We start from the raw sequence: 18,634 nt of genomic DNA on the forward strand, positions 1-18,634 counted from the left end.
TTGGGCATCTGTTTGTCACCCTGAACCTGGACGATCTGTCGGCAAGACCCGGTCAAGTTGACTGCGCGAGCTGATATCGAGCTTGGTGAACACCTTGCGAAGGTGGTACTGGACGGTTCTGGGGCTGATGAACAACCGGGCGCCGATCTCCGGATTCGACAAGCCGTCCCGAGCCAGCCGCGCGACCTGAGTTTCCTGCGCCGTCAGCTTTTCACCGTCGACACCGGCAGTGCGCTTTCGTGCGGTCTCACCGGTGGCCTGCAGCTCACGTCGGGCCCGTTCAGCGAATGCCTCCATCCCCATCGCGTCGAGCATTTCGTGCGCGATACGCAGCTGCGTCCGCGCCTCCGTGCGCCGGCGCCCCCGCCGCAGCCATTCACCGTAGAGCAGATGCGTGCGGGCGAGCTCGGCACGGACACGACTGTGCCCGTAGTGTGCGATCGACTCTCGGTACAGCAGCTCGGCGGCCTCACCGTCGGCCAGCAGCGCACGGCAGCGCGTCTCCACACCGAGCGCCCATCCGGTGCGGGAAGCGCTGGTCATCTCGGTGATCCACTCCATCGCTTGGGTTGCCTCTTCGCGCATTCCGCTTCGCACGGCGGCCTCGACAAACTCTGCCGCGGCCCAGTTGGCCACCCCCGGGTAACGAAGGCTGGGATACTCCTGTTGCTCGAGCCCGCGGCGGGCGGCCGCCAGTGCTTCCGCGTAGTTGCCGAGGCCGTTATGAAGCAGGGCTTTCGTCCACTCGGCCACGGCGATCGAGATGCCTTCTCCCCGTTGAGGGGCTTCTGCAACGGTCCGCGAGATGAGCGCCTCCGCGTCTGCTTGATGGCCGCGGATCGAGGCCAGGGTCATGGCGGCGTACGGCGCGAGGTTGCTTCCCGTGGCCTCTGTCACCGTGTGCTGCTCTTCGACCAGCACGCTCACAGCCGTCAGATCGCCAACGAACGTCAGCAACATCGCCCGTGTGCTCAGGGCGAGCGGAAGCGCGTTCATCGCGCCCGTCTTACGTGCCAACGTGAGGTAACGTTGCGAGAGCCTGTCCCAGTGTGCGTCATCCCAAAGGTGCAGTGCCGCTTGGCTAGTCAGCCACATCCAGCGAAGCTCGTCATCAACCGACATACCGGTTCCCGTGGCGTCCAGCGCCGCACGCAGGTATGGCACCGCGGCCGAATACCCCTCGATGAAATTCGCCGCCAGCCCGTTAAGCACGAGATCGGGAGCGCGTGGCAGCTCCGCCGATCGGGGGGCCGCGGTCGCAGCCCTTGCTACCTCGAGTACGTGACCCCCCGGACTGGCGAGACGGCCTGCGAACTCAGCGGCGGAAATCGCGTCGAGGTACGTCTCCCGGGCCAGTCTGGCGTCAATCGGCTCGAGGCGCCGCGCCGCCCGAAGCAGCAGGAGCGGAGCATCGCCGCCCCGGTTCGTGGCGTATGCCAACTGGGCACGAATGAGGTCCGCCCGAGCATGCTGCAGTTCGCTGAGCGGTCCGCGCTCGGCCATGGCAAGCAGATCCAGCGTCGAGTCGAACGCGCCGGCGTCGGCTTTCGATGCCGCGGCAACCAGAGCGCGCTCGACGCGAAGGGCCGGATCGAGGGTCAACATCGTCGCCCGCTCGTGAAAGGCGGCCGCGGCCGCCATGCCGCCACGGGCCCGCGCCCGCCCTGCCGAACGCTCCAACTCGGCGGCGACGTCCTCGTCCGGACCTGGCGCAGCATGTGCGCGATGCCATGCGCGCCGGTCAGGATCGGAGTCCGGGTCGGTCACCTCGGCCAGCGCGGCGTGTACCTGCTGTCTGATGTGCAACGGGGCCGCCCGGTAGGCGGCTGAGCGTGCCAGCGGATGGCGGAAACGCACCCGCGCACCGAATTCCGCCAAGCCCGCCTCGATCGCCGGGGTGGCGGCCTGCGCACGGATCTCCAAACGTGCGGCGGCGCGCCACAGCAGCCCCGGGTCGCCGAGCGGCTCCGCCGCCGCCAACACCAACAATCGACGGCTCTGATCGGGCAAGGCCTCCACCCCGCGGCGGAAACTTTGCTCCATCGCCGCTGACAGCCGCGGCGCCCCTGGTAACCCGAACCCGCCGGCCAGTTCTCGCCCCGCGAGACTACGGGGCAATTCGAGCAGCGCCAGTGGATTGCCGCGAGTCTCGGCGATGATCTGGTCGCGCACCCGCGCATCCAGCGGCGTGGCCAAAACCGTCTCCAATAAAGCTCGCGCGTCCGTTTCCGTGAGCCCGTTGACCTCCAGCGTCGGGAGCTTTTTCAGCTCGGGGTTCACAACCCGCGTCGTGAGGACCAAACCCACAGATTCAGCGGCCAACCGCCGGGCGACAAATACGAGCGTCTGCGACGAGGCCTGGTCGAGCCACTGCAGATCGTCGACCAAACAAACGAGCGGCTCGACCTCAGCCATGCTGGAGAACATGTTCAACACCGCCAACCCGACGAGAAGGCGGTCCGGTGCGGGACCTATCGTTTGACCCAATGCCGTGCTCAAAGCGTCGCGTTGCGGCACCGGCAGATAGTCGAGACGATCGAGCATCGCCGCGCACAACTGGTGCACCGCGGCGTAGGCCAGCTCCATCTCCGACTCGACCCCGCTGGCACGGATGACGCGACAGCCGGCGGCCCGTTCACCGACGTAGTCCAGCAAGGCCGTCTTGCCGACACCCGGCTCTCCATGAAGTACCAGAACACGACTCTCACCGGCGCGTACGCGGGTGAGAAGCTGTTCCAGCGCAACACATTCCGCGTGCCGGCCTATCAGGCCACCACCATTCCGTGGCGGCGACACCGGGTCCACGGTGTCGAGAATAGTCGCGTGGTCAGCCACCCGCTGGCCAAAGGATGCTGTTCGGGCGCCAGGCGTCGTTCACGATGATGTCACGCGCTGACAAGAGCTTGAGCCCCCAGGTTCCGCGCCCGGTGAATTTCTTTGTCGCAGTGTGAGTCCAGCGTCGCGCACGCCGCCACTTATCCGGCAGCGTTTCTCAGGTGATCGCCGTTCGTGTCGCCGATCCACACGTTGTGACATCCTCCGGCTTGTACTCGTCGTCGCCGGCGCGACACGATGGGCGTATGGCGGAGGCCAACGCAACAACTCGTGTGGTGGTGATCGTCGTCTTCGACGGCGTGAAACTGTTGGACGTTGCGGGTCCCGCCGAGGTGTTCGCCGAAGCCAATCGGTTCGGCGCACGCTATTCGCTCGAAATCGCATCGGTAGACGGACGCGATGTGACCACGTCGATCGGCACCCGATTCGCTGTGACGTGTCCCCTCTCGGCCCTCGAATCCGTCGACACCGTCATGGTCGCGGGCGGTGACACGCTGATCGGGCGGCCGATCGATCCCGCTCTCATCGAAGCACTCAAGACCGTCCCGGGCCGGACCCGGCGCTTGGCATCCGTTTGCACGGGTTCGTTCATCCTGGCGCAGGCGGGCCTGCTCAACGGCAAGCGGGCGACCACGCACTGGCGGCATACCGGGCGGTTGGCCCGCATCTTCCCCGAGGTGAGCGTCGAACCGGATGCGATCTTTGTCCGCGACGGAGATGTATTCACCTCGGCGGGAGTGTCGTCGGGCATTGATCTCGCGTTGACGTTGGTGGAGGCGGATTATGGAGCCGAGTTGGTCCGTAAGGTCGCCCGGTCGTTGGTGGTATATCTCAAACGCGCTGGCGGACAATCGCAATTCTCCGTCATGGTGGAGGCCGACCCTCCGCCGGATTCTCCACTCAGGGCGGTTACCGATGCCGTCAACGCGGATCCAGGTGCCGACCACAGCGTGAAAAAGCTTGCGGCTCAGGCATCTTTGAGTACGCGCCAATTGTCCAGACTGTTTCAGTCCGAGTTGGGTTTGACGCCGGCACGTTATGTCGAGTTGGTTCGCGTCGATTTCGCTCGTGCCGCACTCGAAGCCGGCCGGACCGTTGCCGAGACCGCACGGGTAGCGGGCTTTGGGAGCACAGAAACACTCAGGCGGGTTTTTCTCAGCCGCCTGGGCATCACCCCCAGCGCCTATCGGGATCGTTTCCGCACCTCCTACGACTGAAACAACCGGGCCGGCTGCAACAGGTCGTGCATCCCGATGCGGTGGAGCATCTCGGCCCTGAGCCTGTCGAGCACGGCGAAGCCGACCTCCGCGCCATCATCGGCAGGGTCGATATGGACCCGAAAAGGACGCTGCCCAAAGGGTTCTTGCACCACGTTGACGACGGCTTCGGCCACTGTGGATGCATCGGCATCCGGAGGCACGATCGCTGCAACGGCCTCACGAATGCGGGCGGCGAACCCCGCGTACGGTCCGCCCTCATACTCGTCGACCACCGCCTCATCAGCGGGTGAGCCGGCACGTGCGAAGTGGTTGGTGCCGCTGGTGAACGCGCCGGGAACGATGATGGTCGTCTCGATGCCCCACCGCGCGAGCTCCCGGGCGTAAGCCACGGCCAACGCATCCATCGCGGCCTTCGCCGCAAAGTAGGGGGCGAGATAGGGTGGCGTGCCGCCGGCCGCACTGCTGCTCGATACCCACACCAGGAGGCCTTGCCGTTGCCGTCGCATGTGCGGCAGGATCACGCGGTTGACGCGCTGCGTGCTCAGCACGTTCACGTCATAGAGCTCTGCCAACTGTTGCGGTTGAAACGCCTCGGCCGGGCCGAACACCATCTGTCCCGCGTTGTGAACCACCACGTCGATCCGCCCGTTGGCCTCGAAGATCCTTTCAATCGCGGCATCCACCGAAGTCTGCGACTGCACGTCCATTTCCACAGCCCGCAGCTCGACGCCATTGTCCTTCGCGAAGTAGCCGATCGCCTCAACCTGAGACGCGTTGCGGCCGTCCGTGTCCCGCATCGACGCATAAACCCTGTGGCCGGCTAACGCCAGCGCTTCCGCGCTGAGGCGGCCGAACCCGCTTGATGCACCGGTGACCACGATGACGTCGCGACCCATATGGAAAGCTTGACTAGCCTATCGGGTGATCGCATCCGCCGATGGCTAGTTCTCGTCCCTCTGGACTTCCCGGACGCCGCGTTGGCCCGCACGGCCGATTCATCCTGCCGCGGGCAGGCTCGCCGTGTCCTGCGGCGGCCAAAGCGGTTGCGGCACTTCGACACCGAACGGCGTGTTCCAGCCGTTTCGGGATGAAACCTCGTGCACGGGATGCCGATTGGCCGCGACACCCCATTTGCCCCGCGGGTAGCCGAGGGCCAGCATGGCCGACATCGTCCAGCCCTCCTCGACGGGGACGCCCAGTAACTCGTTGACCCTGTCCTCGAAGTTGCGGAGCACCATGGTCATGACGCCGCCGACGCCCTCGGCGCGGGCGGCCAGCAGCACGCTCCAGATCGCCGGGAAGATGTTGGCTCCACCGAGGTCGTCGATCGCGAAGACGAAGAGCAGCAAGGGAATCTCTTCGAAATGGTCGGCCAGGTAGTCCCCCGACCCCTTGATTCGGCGCATCGTCTCGGCGTGGGCGGCCGCGTCGGCACCGGGCGCGGGCGCCACCATCGGTCCCGTCCCCGCCCCGAACTTCTCGTATTCGAGGGCGCGGGCCCGCCGGAACAGTTGGGCGAACTCACCGATGAGCGCCGGATCGTCGACGGCGACAAAGTGCCAGCGTTGGGTGTTGGCCCCGTTGGGGGCGCGAATGGCCGCGTCGAGGATGCGGGCCTGCGTGTCCAGCGGAACCGGATCCGGCCGCAGCCGCCGCATCATCCTGGTGGTGTACAGCGCCTCGTGGATGTCCATCTGTCTACTCCCTTCCGGGCTATTCTGGCCAGCTGTTGTGCAGGATCTTGTCGACGAAGTCGACGCGCTCGAACTTGGGATCGAAGTGCGCCAGGACGTCGGCGTTCATGGTGCCGGCCGTGGTGTGCGGGCGGTGCTTCATGCCGTCGTTGAACGCCGCCAGGATGCGGTTCTTGAAATCGGGGCGCGGGTGGGCGGCGGTCACCGCGGCGAGCGCCTCGGGAGCCAGCTGCTCGCGCCCGACGCCGACCACGTCGACCTCCACACCGGCCTGCAGCAGCGCGACTTCGGGCGCCAGGAACTCGGGCACGCCGGGCGTCGTGTGCAGGGCGATGCCGAGCCACACGGTGTCGGCGTCGGCCTTGTCGGCGCCGGCGTCCATCAGGAAGTCCCGCGCCGCGTTGGCGCCGTCGACCTCGAAGCGGACGGTTGAGTTGCGGTAGTGGTCGGTCAGGCCGACGTCGTGAAACATCGCGGCGGCGTAGAGCAGTTCCAGGTTGGGGTGGATCCCGCGGCGCAGGCCCTGCAGGGCGCCGAAGAAGAACACCCGCCGGGAATGGTTGAACAGCAACTCGTCTTCGGTGTCGCGAATGAATTCGGTGACCTCGCGCGCCAGCGCGGTGTCGGGCACGTGGATGCCGGCGATGGCGTCGATCGAGCTGGTGGTCATGGTCGTGTCTCCTTCTGCGGCGACGGTTGTGCCCAGTGTGCGACGGTCCGGTCGATCCGACGCCGCTCGTTTGAGCCGTCAACTCCTCAAAAAGCGACACAATGGCTGACGTGGCGCACGAGGGAAAGCATTCGCGGGTGGTGGTCATCGTCGTCTTCGACGGGGTGACGCTGCTCGACGTCGCGGGGGCGGGTGAGGTCTTCGTCGAGGCCAACCGCTTCGGCGCCGACTACCGGCTCAAGATCGCGTCGGTGGACGGCCGCGACGTGACGAGCTCGATCGGGACCCGGTTGGGGGTCACCGATTGCCTGTCGGCCATCGACTCCGCCGATATCGTCCTGGTGGCCGGCAGCGACCACCTGCCCGGGCGACCGATCGATCCGGCGCTGGTCGAGGCCGTCAGGTCGGTCGCCGCGCGGACCGGGCGGATGGCGTCCATCTGCACGGGGTCGTTCATCCTCGCGCAGGCCGGCCTGCTCGACGGCCGGCGCGCCACCACGCACTGGCACGACGCCCGGTTGTTGGCCCGCGCCTTCCGGGACGTCACCGTCGAGCCCGACGCGATCTTCGTGCGCGACGGCGACGTGTTCACCTCGGCGGGGATTTCCTCGGGTATCGACCTGGCGCTGGCACTGGTCGAAATGGATCACGGGACCGAACTGGTGCGCGACGTCGCCCGGTGGCTGGTCGTCTATCTGAAACGGGCCGGCGGCCAATCACAGTTCTCGGTGCTGGTCGAGGCCGATCCCCCGCCGCAGTCGCCGCTGCGCGCGGTCACCGAGGCGGTCGCGGCGGACCCCGGCGCCGACTACAGCGTGAAAAAGCTTGCGGCCCTGGCATCGTTGAGCACCCGCCAGCTGACCCGGCTCTTTCAATCCGAGCTGGGGATGACACCGGCGCGCTACGTCGAACTGGTTCGCGTCGACTTCGCCCGTAACGCGCTCGAGGCCGGCCGATCGGTCACCGAGACCGCGGGCATGGCCGGCTTCGGCAGCATCGAGACGCTGCGACGCGCGTTCGTCAATCACCTGGGCATCAGCCCGAAGGCCTATCGGGACAGGTTCCGAACCGCCTACGCCTGAACGCTATTTGGTGTTGTTGTACTTGGTGATCGCGTCGTCCAATCGCTGCAGCGCCGCGCCGTAACCGGCGAAATCGCCCTTCTTCTGCGCGTCCTTGGCCGCGCCGATCGCAGCCTGAATCTCTTGCAGCACAGCCGCTTTGGCCGGTGACAGCGCCACCGACCCGTCCGGCGCCGGCGGGACGGCCGCGGGCGGCGGCGATCCCGGCGTCGCGGCGGGCGCCGGCGCGCTGGGCGGCGGATTCGCCGGGGTCCCCGCCTCGGTGGGCTGAATGCCCGTCGCCGCCGCCCCCGCGCCGGGGCCGAACAGCCCGGTGAGCGCGTCGCGCACGGTCGGGCCGTACCCGATCTTGTCGTTGTACATCATCGCCACCCGGATCAGCCGCGGGTAGGACGACGCGGCGTCGCTGGCCCCCGGGGAGGCGTACACGGGTTCGACGTAGAGCAGCCCGCCCTGCCCCACGGGCAACGTGAGCAGGTTGCCCCACCGGATCCGGTTCTGGTTGTCGCGCCCGATCACCCCAAGGTCCTGGGACACCGCCGGGTCGGTGGTGATCGCGTTGTTGGCCAGCTTGGGCCCGTTGACCTGGCCCGGGATGGTCAGCACGGTGATCCGCCCGTACGTCGCCGGGTCGGAGCTGGCGCTGATGTAGGCGGCGAGATAGTCGCGCTTGAACCTGTTCATCGCGCTGGTCAACTGATACGACGACGAATTGTCGTTCTTCGCAATGTTTTTCGCGACGATGTAATACGGCGGCTGATAGCTGCTGGCGGTCGGGTTCGGGTCCAGCGGCACGTCCCAGAAGTCCGACGTGGAGAAGAACGTCACCGGGTCGTTGACGTGATACTTCGCCAGCAGCATCCGCTGCACCTTGAACAGGTCCTCGGGATAGCGCAGGTGCTCGGCCAGCTCGGGGGTGATGTCGCTCTTGGGCTTGACGGTTCCGGGGAACACCCGCATCCACGCCTTGAGCACCGGATCCTGCTCGTCTTGCTGATACAGGCTGACGGTGCCGTCGTAGGCGTCGACGGTCGCCTTCACCGAGTTGCGGATGTAGGAGACCCGCTTGTCGGGTGCGAGCCTGTTGAACGCCACCTCGTTGGAGTCCGCGGTCGCCGACTCCAGCGACGTGAGTTCGGAATACGGGTAGTTGTCCAGTGTGGTGTAGCCGTCGATGATCCACACCAGTCGCTTGTTGACGATCGCCGGGTAGACGGCGCTGTCGGTGGTCAGCCACGGCGCCACCGCCTCCACCCGACGCGCCGGGTCACGGTTGAACAGGATCTTGCTGTTCGAGCCGATCACGTTGGAGAACAAGAAGTTCCGCTCGGCGAACTTGGCGGCGAACACGCTGCGCGACAGCCAGTCGCCGAGGGGTACGCCGCCGAGTCCGGTGTAGGTGTAGTTCTTGGTTTCGTTGCTGGTCTCGTAGTCGTATTCGCGGTCGGCGCCGTTGCGCCCGACGATCGCGTAGTCCGCGGCCGTGTTGGAGATGACCGGCCCGTAGTAGACGCGCGGCTGGTCGAGCGGCGCGGGACCGTCGGACACCACGTTGCCGTTGGCGCCGACGACGTTGACCAGGAATTCGGGGTAGCCGCCGTTTTGGTTGGGGTCGTTGGCGATTCCGCGCACCGTGTTGGCCGGTGACGCGATGAACCCGTTGCCGTGGGTGTAGACCGAGTGCCGGTTGATCCAGTCGCGCTGGTTGTCGATGAGGCGGTCGGGGTTGAGTTCGCGGGCCGCCACGACGTAGTCCCGCAGCGACCCGTTGCGGTCCAGGTAGCGGTCGATGGAGAGCTGGTCGGGGAAGTAGTAGAAGTTCTTGCCCTGCTGGAACTGGGTGAACGCCGGGCTGACGATCGTCGGGTCGAGCAGCCGGATGTTGGAGGTGGTGGCGCGGTCGTCGGCGACCTGCTGGGCGGTGGCCTGCGCGTCGCCGGTGTAGTTGCGGTAGGTGACCACGTCGGCGGTCAGGCCGTAGGCTTGCCGTGTCGCGGCGATGCTGCGGCTGATGTATTCGCTTTCCTTTTGCGCGGCATTGGGTTTGACGCTGATCTGCTCGACGATCAAGGGCCAGCCAGCACCCACGATCAACGACGACAGCAGCAACAGGACCAGGCCGATCGCGGGAATCCTCAAGTCCCGCAGGACGACCGCGGAGAACACCGCGCCCGCGCAGATGAGCGCGATCGCCATGAGGATCAGCTTCGCCGGCAGCACGGCGTTGATGTCGGTGTAGCCGGCGCCGGTGAAGGGCTTGCCGCCGCGGGTGTGCGACAGCAGCTCGTAGCGGTCCAGCCAGTAGGCGACCGCCTTGAGCAACACCAACAGACCGACCAGGGTGACCAGCTGGATCCGCGCCGACCGGCTCAGCGCGCCGGTGCGTCCGGAAAGCCGAATGCCGCCAAAGATGTAGTGGGCCAACAGGTTGGCCACGAACGCCAGGAACACCGCCACGAACAGGTAGCTGAGCAGCAGCCGGTAGAACGGCAACTCGAACGCGTAGAAGCCGAGGTCCTTGCCGAACTGCGGGTCTTTGATGCCGAAGTCGCCGCCGTGCAGGAACAACTGGATCCGCACCCAATAGCTTTGGGCGATGATGCCGGCCAGCAGGCCGATCGCCACCGGGACGCCGGCGCTTACCAGCCGCAGCCGGGAAAGGACCAGGGCGCGGTAGCGCGCCACGGGATCGTTGTCGTTGCTCGGTACGAACACCGGCCGGGTGCGGTAGGCCACCGCGAGCCCGGCGAACACGATGCCGCCCACCAGCAGGCCCGCGATCAGAAAGACCACGAATCGGGTGACGAGCACGGTGGAAAACACCGAGCGGTAGCCGAGCTCGCCGAACCACAGCCAGTCGACGTAGGCGTCGATCAGCCGCGGGCCCGCGAGCAGCAGAGCGATCACACCCAGTGCGATCAGGATCAGAATCCGGCTACGCCGAGTCAGCTTCGGCATTCTTGCGGTGGGCCGCATCCCCACTGGCTACGCTCCCTGATCGATTGCTAGACGGTGACAACTCTACGCACTGCACAACCGGCGATCCCGCGCTTGCCTAGCAACTCGGCGGCTGCCCACCGGACGTGATCGCGTGCAGCGCATCTACCGCCTGGCTGAGCGTCTCGACCTTGACCAGCCGCAGGCCGGACGGATTGTCCGAACTGGCCTCGTAGCAGTTCTTCGCCGGCACCAGGAACACCGTCGCCCCGGCCGCGTGCGCGGCGACCATCTTGTGGGTGATGCCGCCGATCTGGCCGACCTTGCCGTCGGCGGTGATGGTCCCGGTTCCCGCGATGAAATTCGACCCCGCCAGGCCACCGGTGGTCAGCTTGTCGACCACGGCCAGGCTGAACATCAGTCCGGCGGACGGGCCGCCGATGTTGGCGAGATTGAAGTCCACGACGAACGGCGCCCACGGCGCGTCGAGCACCGCGACGCCCAGGTAGCCGTAGTCGCGGTCCTTGTTGGAGCCCAGCGTGATCTGCGCCACACCGGCGGGTTCGTTCTTGCGGCGGTAGTCGATCGTCACGGTCTGACCGGGTTTGGTGTTCTTCAGCAGCCCGGTGAAGGCGTCGACGGTCGCGACCGGGGTGCCGTTGACCGCGTCGATGGCGTCGCCGGCCTTCAGCTTGCCCGCCGAGGGACCGGGTTCGGGGACCTTCGCCACCGTGACCGCCGACGGGTACTTCAGATAGCCCAATGCCGCGTATTCGGCGCTGTCCTCGGATTGCTTGAAGTCGGCGCTGTTGGCCTTGTCCACTTCCTCCCGCGACTTGCCGGGCGGATAGATGATGTCGCGCGGCACCAGCTGTTCGGTGTCCGAAAGCCAGAGCGTCAGCGCCTCGCCCAGCGTCAGATCGTCGCGCTGCGAGACGGTCGTCATGTTCAGGTGACCGGTGGTCGGATGCGTCAGGGTGCCCTGGATCGCCACCACCTGCTTGCCGTCGACCTCGCCGAGCGTGTCGAAGGTGGGGCCGGGACCCAGCGACACGAACGGCACCGTCACCACCGCCAGCAACACACCGAACACCACGATCGGCACCAGCGCGACCATCAGGGTCAGGATGCGCCTGTTCACGCCGAATACACTAGACGGAGCGCGTCGCCGGTCATTCGGCTGCAAGGCCCCCCGTACGAGGTTCAGCTACAAGCTGACCCGCCGTCGCGCGCCTTCCGATCCCACGGTGAGTACCGTTGGGGTCATGGCTGACCTGCCGTTCGGCTTCTCCCCCGGGGAGGACCCCGACAAACACGGGAAGAAAGATCCCGATTCGGGGTCGAACCCCTCCGACCCGTTCGCCGCGTTCGGAATGAGCGGTGATTTCGGCATGGGTGACCTGGGCCAGATCTTCACCCAGCTGGGTCAGATGTTCAGCAGCGCCGGCACCGTCGGACCCGGCGGAACGGCTTCGGGGCCGGTCAATTACGAATTGGCGCGGCGCGTCGCCTCGAACTCGATCGGCTTCGTGGCGCCGGTGCCGGATACGACGAATTCGGCGATCGCCGACGCGGTGCACCTCGCCGAAACCTGGCTGGACGGGGCGACGGCGCTGCCCGCGGGCACCGCCAAGGCGGTGGGTTGGACTCCCGCCGACTGGGTCGACAACACGTTGGCGACGTGGAAGCGGCTGTGTGACCCGATGGCCCAACAGATCTCGACGGTGTGGGCGGCGTCGCTCCCCGAGGAAGCCAAGAGCATGGCCGGCCCGCTACTGCAGATGATGTCGCAGATGGGCGGCATGGCGTTCGGCTCGCAGCTCGGGCAGGCGCTGGGCCGGTTGTCCCGGGAGGTGCTGACGTCGACCGATATCGGTTTACCGTTGGGGCCCAAGGGAATTGCGGCGATCATGCCCGACGCCGTCGAGTCGTTCACCACCGGGCTCGAGCGTCCGCGCAGCGAGATCCTGACCTTTTTGGCCGCGCGCGAGGCCGCCCACCACCGGCTGTTCAGCCACGTCCCGTGGCTGTCGAGCCAATTGCTGGGAGCGGTCGAGGCCTACGCGATGGGCATGCAGATCGACATGTCGGGAATCGAGGAGCTGGCCCGCGACTTCAATCCGGCGTCGCTGTCGGATCCGGCGGCGATCGAAAACCTGTTGGGGCAAGGCGTATTCGAGCCCAAGGCCACGCCCGCGCAGACGCAGGCGCTCGAGCGCCTCGAGACGTTGCTCGCCCTGATCGAAGGGTGGGTGCAGGTGGTGGTGGCCGCCGCGCTGGGCGACCGGATTCCCGGCGCGGGCGCGCTCGGCGAGACGCTGCGCCGGCGCCGGGCCAGCGGCGGCCCGGCCGAGCAGACCTTCGCGACGCTGGTCGGGCTGGAGCTGCGGCCGCGGAAGATGCGTGAAGCGGCCGCGTTCTGGGAGCGCCTGACGCAGGCCGCCGGGGTCGACACGCGCGACGGCATCTGGCAGCACCCCGACCTACTGCCCAACGCCGAGGACCTCGATGAGCCCGCCGGTTTCATCGACCGTGTCATCGGTGGTGACACCAGCGGCATCGACGAGGCGATCGCCAAACTCGAACGCGAGGACCCCGACTCCGACGGCCCTGTGGACAACTGAACGGGCCGTCGCCCCCGCCGTGACACAGTGGCGCGGTGACTCAGCAGTGCCAGGCCGCGCTGTCCACCTACGCGCTGGACCCGGCGATGCCGGTGCTGCTGCGCCCCGACGGCGCGGTGCAGGTCGGCTGGGATCCCCGTCGCGCGGTGCTGGTACGTCCTCCGGGCGGTTTGGCCGCCGCCGAGCTGGCCACGCTGTTGCGGACCATGTCGTCGCCGACCCCGCTGCCGGAGTTGCAGCGACGGGCGCTTGACCGTGGCCTGACCGACACCGAGGGCCTGAGAAGCCTGGTGGCGCAACTGGTTCGGGCCGGGGTGGCGACCGAATGCGGGCGACCGCGCGGCCGGGCGCCGTCGGTGCGGGTGCACGGCCGCGGGCCGCTCTCGGAGTTGCTCGTGGAATCGTTGCGCTGCTCGGGCGCCCGGATCGCGCACAGCAGCCAACCGCACGCGGCGGTGTCGGCCGGCGACGTCGACCTGGTGGTGTTGTCGGACTACCTCGTCGCCGACCCGCGCATGGTGCGCGATCTGCACGACCAGGGCGTCGCGCATCTGTTGGTGCGGGTGCGCGACGGCATCGGGCTGGTGGGTCCGCTGGTGATCCCCGGGGTGACGAGCTGCCTGGGCTGCGCGGACCTGCACCGCAGCGACCGCGACGCGGCGTGGCCGGCGATCTGTGCGCAGCTGCGGGAAACCGTCGGCGTCGCCGACCGGGCCACCGTGCTGGCGACCGCGGCGCTGGCGCTGTCTCAGGTGAACCGGGTGATCGCGGCCGTGCGCGGCCAGGGCGCGGCGTCCGAGCCCGAACCGCCCCAGACGCTGAACGCGACGCTGGAATTCGATCTGCACGCCGGCGCGATCGTCGCGCGGCAGTGGGTCAAGCACCCGTTGTGCGCCTGCTGAGGGCGGTCCCGTGCGCTGACCTGCGGCGACGCGAGTTGACAACAAGCGTTGTCGGCTTCTCTCCACATCGCGTGGGCCATCATGGATGATGGTTACGTGGCAGACATCAAACGGGGCCGGGCTGCGCGTAACGCCAAGCTGGCCAGCATTCCGGTCGGATTCGCCGGTCGGGCAGCGCTCGGATTCGGTAAGCGGCTGACCGGCAAGTCCAGGGACGAGGTCCAGGCCGAGCTTCTGGAAAAGGCCGCCCACCAGTTGTTCACCGTCCTGGGTGAGCTCAAGGGCGGCGCGATGAAGGTGGGCCAGGCCCTGTCGGTGCTCGAGGCCGCGATTCCCGAGGAGTTCGGCGAGCCCTACCGCGAAGCGTTGACCAAGCTGCAAAAGGACGCCCCGCCGCTGCCGGCGGCCAAGGTGCACCGGGTGCTCGACGCCCAACTGGGCACCAAGTGGCGCGAGCGGTTCAGTTCGTTCGACGACACCCCGGTGGCCTCGGCGAGTATCGGCCAGGTGCACAAGGGCGTGTGGTCCGACGGCCGCGAGGTGGCGGTCAAGATCCAGTACCCCGGGGCCGACGAGGCGCTGCGGGCCGACCTCAAGACCATGCAGCGGCTGGTCGGGGTGTTCAAGCAGCTCGCGCCGGGCGCCGACATCCAGGGCGTGGTCGACGAGTTGATCGAGCGCACCGAGATGGAACTGGACTACCGGCTCGAGGCCGAGAACCAGCGCGCGTTCGCCAAGGCGTATCACGACCACCCGCACTTCGCGGTGCCGCGCATCGTGGCCAGCGCACCGAAAGTGGTGATCCAGGAGTGGATGCAGGGCATCCCGATGGCCGAGATCATCCGCCACGGCACCACCGAGCAGCGCGATCTGGTCGGCACCCGCCTGCTCGAGCTCACGTTCGACGCGCCGCGCCGGCTGGAGATGCTGCACGGCGACGCCCACCCGGGCAATTTCATGCTGCTCGACGACGGCCGCATGGGCGTCATCGACTTCGGCGCCGTCGCGCCGCTGCCCGGCGGCCTGCCGATCGAGCTCGGGATGAGCATCCGGCTGGCCCGCGACAAGAACTACGACCTGCTGTTGCCGACGATGGAGAAGGCCGGGTTCATCCAGAAGGGCCAGCAGGTGTCGGTGCGCGACATCGACGACATGCTGCGCCAGTACGTCGAACCGGTCGAGGTCGAGGTCTTCCACTACACCCGCAAGTGGCTGCAGAAGATGTCGGCCATCGAGATCGACCGGTCCGTGTCGCAGATCCGCACGGCCCGGCAGATGGACCTGCCGCCCAAGCTGGTGATCCCGATGCGGGTGATCATGTCGGTGGCCGCGATCCTGTGTCAGCTGGACGCCCACGTGCCGATCAAGGCGCTGTCCGAAGAGCTGGTGCCCGGGTTCGCCGAACCCGACAACGCGGTCGTCTAGTCTCGCGCGCTAGGCCGCCTTGCGGGGGCGGCCGCGGGGTCGTTTGAAGCTCAACACCGAACCGCGGTCGAAGATCTCGCCGCCCCACACGCCCCAGGGCTCGGCCCGTTCCAGCGCGGCCGCCAGGCACTGGCGGCGCACCGGGCAGTCGACGCACAGCGACTTGGCGCGTTCGAGATCGGCCGGCGCTTCGGCGAACCAGAGATCGGGATCGCCGGCGTGACACGGCAGGTCCGGCCTGGGGGCTATCCGTGCCGACATGTCCTACCACCTACTTCCTGGTCTGGGTTGCTGTCCTTGAGCGGTGATCCGGACCAGGTCGCTTCGTTGCCGACCGATAACTATGGCCACGGATCCTTGACTTCGGGTCCGTGGCCATCTGGGTGAAAACCGGGGCTGCTGCTTACGTTGCCTTCGGTGGGCCCCCGACTCCTACGGACGCGTCGGTCGCGGCGGCGGCGCGATGCTTACGCGCGGCCGCCGACACGGCGGCGGGTGCGGCATGGGAGGTACCCGCGGACAGCTCCGCGCGGGCCACGCCTACACCGAACGCGTCGCTGAGCATCGCGGCCACCCTCCTTCGTCCGTAGTGCCGAGTCGCGGTATCGAGGGTAAACGGTCACCGTCGTCGTCACAACCGATTTTCTGACCTGCGCGTTTGCCGGTCAGCGACCGCGAACCAGCTCCAGCACGTCGGGGCCGTACTGTTCCAGCTTGCGCGCGCCGATGCCGGGAATCGCGATCAGCGCCTCGTCGTCGTCGGGCCGCAGCTCGGCGATGGCGATCAGCGTGTTGTCGGTGAAGACGACGTAGGCGGGCACCTTCTGTTCCTTGGCGACGTCCAGCCGCCACGCCTTGAGCCGGAGCAGCAGGTCCTCGTCGATGTCGGCCGCGCAGGTCTCGCAGCGGCGCAGCATGACGGCCGCCGGGGTCGTGAGGTTGTTATTGCAGATCCGGCAGCGGGTCGCGGTGGCCCGGTTGCGCCGAGACTTGTTCGGCCCCGGCTCGGCCCGTGCCTGGGGTGCGATGCCGTTAAGGAACCGCGACGGCTTGCGGCCCTGGCGCCCGCCCGGGCTGCGGGCCAGCGCCCAGCTGAGCGCCAAATGCGTTCGGGCCCTGGTGATTCCGACGTAAAGCAGGCGGCGCTCCTCCTCGACCGCCTCGCTCTCGGCGCCGTGGGCCAGCGCGTGTGAGATGGGAAGCGTGCCGTCGGCCAACCCGACCAAGAACACCGCGTCCCACTCGAGCCCCTTGGCGGCGTGCAGCGATGCCAGCGCGACGCCCTGCACCACCGGTGGGTGCCGGGCGTCGGCGCGCATCCGAAGCTCGGCCAGCAGCCCCGGGAAGTCCAGCTGCGGGCGTTGGGCGACTTCGTCGTCCACCAGTTCGGCCAGCGCGCTCAGGGCCTCCCAGCGCTCGCGGGCGCGGGTACCGACCGGCTCCTGGGCCGTTAGGCCCAGCGGTTCCAGCACCGCGCGGACGACGTCGGGCAGGGGACCCTCCGCACCGCGCTCGGCGGCCCGATGCAGCGCCAGCAGGGCCTGTTTGATCTCCTGGCGATTGAAGAATCCCTCGCCGCCGCGGACCTGGTAGGCGATGCCCGCCTCGGTCAGCGCCTCCTCGTAGATCTCCGACTGCGCGTTGACCCGGTACAGCACGGCGATCTCGGACGGCGGGGTGCCGGATTCGATGAGCCGCGCGATCGACGCCGCGACCGCGGCGGCCTCGGCCGGCTCGTCGGGATGCTCGTGGAACGTCGGCGCGGGACCCGGCGGGCGCTGGCCCACCAGGTGCAGCTTGCTGCCGGCGACCCGCCCGCGGGCCGCGGCGATCACCTGGTTGGCCAGCGAGACCACCTGGGGGGTGGACCGGTAGTCGCGCTCGAGGCGCACGACGGTGGCGTCGGGGAAGCGGCGGGAGAAGTCGAGCAGGAACCGCGGCGAGGCCCCGGTGAACGAGTAGATGGTCTGGTTGGCGTCGCCCACCACCGTCAGGTCGTCGCGGTCGCCCAACCAGGCGGTCAGCACCCGCTGCTGCAACGGCGTGACGTCCTGGTATTCGTCGACCACGAAGCAGCGGTAGCGGTCGCGGAACTCCTCGGCCACCGCCGGGTCGTTTTCGATCGCGGCCGCGGTGTGCAGCAGCAGGTCGTCGAAATCGAGCAGGGTGACGTGTTCGCCGCGCGCTTTGAGGGCCTCGTAGGCGGCGTAGACGCCGGCGATCTGGGCGGCGTCCAGGGGGATGTCCCGCCCGGCGGCGGCCACCGCGGCGGGGTATTCCTCGGGGCCGATCAGCGACGCCTTGGCCCACTCGATCTCGCCGGCCAGGTCGCGCACGTCGTCGGTGCTGGCGTTGAGCCGGGTGCGGCTGGCCGCCCGGGCCACCACCGCGAACTTGCTGTCCAGCAGCTGCCACCCGGTGTCACCGACCACCCGCGGCCAGAAGTACCGCAGCTGCCGGTGGGCGGCGGCGTGAAAGGTCAGGGCCGAGACCGCGCCGACGGCCGGCCCCGTGCCCGCCGCGGCGTCGATCGCCCGCAACCGGGAGCGCATCTCCCCCGCCGCCCGCTGGGTGAACGTGACCGCCAGCACCTGGCCGGCGGCGACATGACCGCCGGCGACCAGCTGGGCGATCCGGTGAGTGATGGTGCGGGTCTTGCCCGTTCCGGCGCCGGCCAGCACGCAGACCGGGCCGCGCGGAGCCAGCACGGCCTCGCGCTGCTCGTCGTCCAGCCCGGCTGTCAGTGGATCGGCGACCGTCGGCATGGCGTCCATAGTGGCTTCCCATACTGACAAGTCGCCGAGCGAGCTGATGCATCGCCACGCCCGAATCGGATGGCCTGGCGTGTCGCCACGGCGCGTCGCGTCCCACTCCTCCGCATCCCGCTGCGCGGAATGCATCGTCGCCGGGCTACCCCCGAGCGCCCACTCCTCCGCATCCCGCTGCGCGGAATGCATCGTCGCCGGGCTACGTTATCGGGCTATGACCACTGCCCCGCTCACCGTCTACACGACCTCCTGGTGTGGCTACTGCCATCGGCTCATGACGGTGCTCAAGTCCAACGGAATACCGTATGAGGCGGTCGACATCGAGCACGACGCGGCGGCCGCTGACTTCGTCAGCTCGGTCAACGGCGGCAACAGGACGGTCCCGACGGTGAAGTTCGCCGACGGGTCGACGCTGACCAACCCGAGCGCGGCCCAGGTGAAGGCGAAGCTGGCCGAGACCGGTAGCTGAGCAGGCCC

14 protein-coding genes are annotated in these 18,634 nt (G+C 68.0%); 6 read left to right on the top strand and 8 right to left on the bottom strand.

Annotation, left to right across the window (positions count from 1 at the left end; translation table 11 throughout):
- Positions 1-15: 15 nt before the first annotated feature.
- A complete protein-coding gene (locus P6281_RS20225; RefSeq protein WP_080588077.1) occupies positions 16-2,805 on the bottom strand; it encodes a helix-turn-helix transcriptional regulator in 2,790 nt (929 codons plus the stop codon).
- A gap of 275 nt (positions 2,806-3,080) precedes the next feature.
- Here P6281_RS20225 and P6281_RS20230 point away from each other — a divergent pair, with 275 nt between their 5' ends.
- A complete protein-coding gene (locus P6281_RS20230) occupies positions 3,081-4,052 on the top strand; it encodes a GlxA family transcriptional regulator (RefSeq protein ID WP_009956601.1) in 972 nt (323 codons plus the stop codon).
- Here the strand turns inward: P6281_RS20230 and P6281_RS20235 are convergent.
- From P6281_RS20235 to P6281_RS20245, 3 genes are all read right to left on the bottom strand, one after another.
- Positions 4,043-4,951: an SDR family oxidoreductase gene (locus P6281_RS20235; RefSeq protein ID WP_014385632.1), complete on the bottom strand. Its 909-nt coding sequence runs from the start codon at positions 4,949-4,951 to the stop codon at positions 4,043-4,045. The two genes, P6281_RS20230 and P6281_RS20235, sit on opposite strands and share 10 nt — an antisense overlap.
- A 99-nt stretch (positions 4,952-5,050) precedes the next feature.
- On the bottom strand, positions 5,051-5,749 hold the full coding sequence (locus P6281_RS20240) for a nitroreductase family protein (RefSeq protein WP_014380908.1): 699 nt from the start codon (positions 5,747-5,749) through the stop codon (positions 5,051-5,053).
- Positions 5,750-5,768: 19 nt separating this feature from the next.
- A complete protein-coding gene (locus tag P6281_RS20245; protein WP_009956598.1) occupies positions 5,769-6,419 on the bottom strand; it encodes an HD domain-containing protein in 651 nt (216 codons plus the stop codon).
- A gap of 101 nt (positions 6,420-6,520) precedes the next feature.
- On the opposite strand from P6281_RS20245, the gene P6281_RS20250 reads away from it, so the two are divergent.
- Entirely contained in the window at positions 6,521-7,501 is a 981-nt protein-coding gene (locus P6281_RS20250) for a GlxA family transcriptional regulator (RefSeq protein ID WP_014385633.1), read from the top strand.
- A 3-nt stretch (positions 7,502-7,504) separates the two neighbouring features.
- Here P6281_RS20250 and P6281_RS20255 read toward each other — a convergent pair whose 3' ends face one another.
- Both P6281_RS20255 and P6281_RS20260 read right to left on the bottom strand, forming a co-directional pair.
- Positions 7,505-10,483 (bottom strand): UPF0182 family protein, encoded by a 2,979-nt coding sequence (locus P6281_RS20255; protein WP_026071234.1) that lies wholly within the window; start codon positions 10,481-10,483, stop codon positions 7,505-7,507.
- A gap of 73 nt (positions 10,484-10,556) precedes the next feature.
- Positions 10,557-11,579 carry a YlbL family protein gene (locus P6281_RS20260; protein WP_009955776.1) on the bottom strand — a complete coding sequence of 341 codons (1,023 nt, stop codon included), beginning with the start codon at positions 11,577-11,579 and terminating at the stop codon, positions 10,557-10,559.
- A 106-nt stretch (positions 11,580-11,685) separates the two neighbouring features.
- On the opposite strand from P6281_RS20260, the gene P6281_RS20265 reads away from it, so the two are divergent.
- From P6281_RS20265 to P6281_RS20275, 3 genes are all read left to right on the top strand, one after another.
- Positions 11,686-13,062, top strand: coding sequence for a zinc-dependent metalloprotease (locus P6281_RS20265; protein WP_162130200.1), 1,377 nt, complete (start codon positions 11,686-11,688; stop codon positions 13,060-13,062).
- An 86-nt stretch (positions 13,063-13,148) separates the two neighbouring features.
- Entirely contained in the window at positions 13,149-13,964 is an 816-nt protein-coding gene (locus P6281_RS20270) for a cyclodehydratase (protein ID WP_179300182.1), read from the top strand.
- A gap of 81 nt (positions 13,965-14,045) precedes the next feature.
- Positions 14,046-15,389 (top strand): macrolide-binding ATPase MABP-1, encoded by a 1,344-nt coding sequence (locus tag P6281_RS20275; RefSeq protein ID WP_008259631.1) that lies wholly within the window; start codon positions 14,046-14,048, stop codon positions 15,387-15,389.
- Between the two features lie 9 nt (positions 15,390-15,398).
- Here the strand turns inward: P6281_RS20275 and P6281_RS20280 are convergent, their stop codons facing one another.
- Positions 15,399-15,650: a WhiB family transcriptional regulator gene (locus P6281_RS20280; RefSeq protein WP_008259632.1), complete on the bottom strand. Its 252-nt coding sequence runs from the start codon at positions 15,648-15,650 to the stop codon at positions 15,399-15,401.
- A gap of 404 nt (positions 15,651-16,054) precedes the next feature.
- Entirely contained in the window at positions 16,055-18,154 is a 2,100-nt protein-coding gene (locus tag P6281_RS20285; RefSeq protein ID WP_162130201.1) for an ATP-dependent DNA helicase UvrD2, read from the bottom strand.
- Between the two features lie 217 nt (positions 18,155-18,371).
- Between P6281_RS20285 and mrx1 the strand changes: the two genes are divergently transcribed.
- Positions 18,372-18,626: a mycoredoxin Mrx1 gene (mrx1, locus tag P6281_RS20290; protein ID WP_008259646.1), complete on the top strand. Its 255-nt coding sequence runs from the start codon at positions 18,372-18,374 to the stop codon at positions 18,624-18,626.
- The last annotated feature ends 8 nt before the right edge of the window (positions 18,627-18,634 follow it).

The sequence above is a fragment of the Mycobacterium sp. 5-140-3-2 genome, assembly GCF_035666375.1.
In the GTDB taxonomy this organism is placed as follows: domain Bacteria; phylum Actinomycetota; class Actinomycetes; order Mycobacteriales; family Mycobacteriaceae; genus Mycobacterium; species Mycobacterium intracellulare.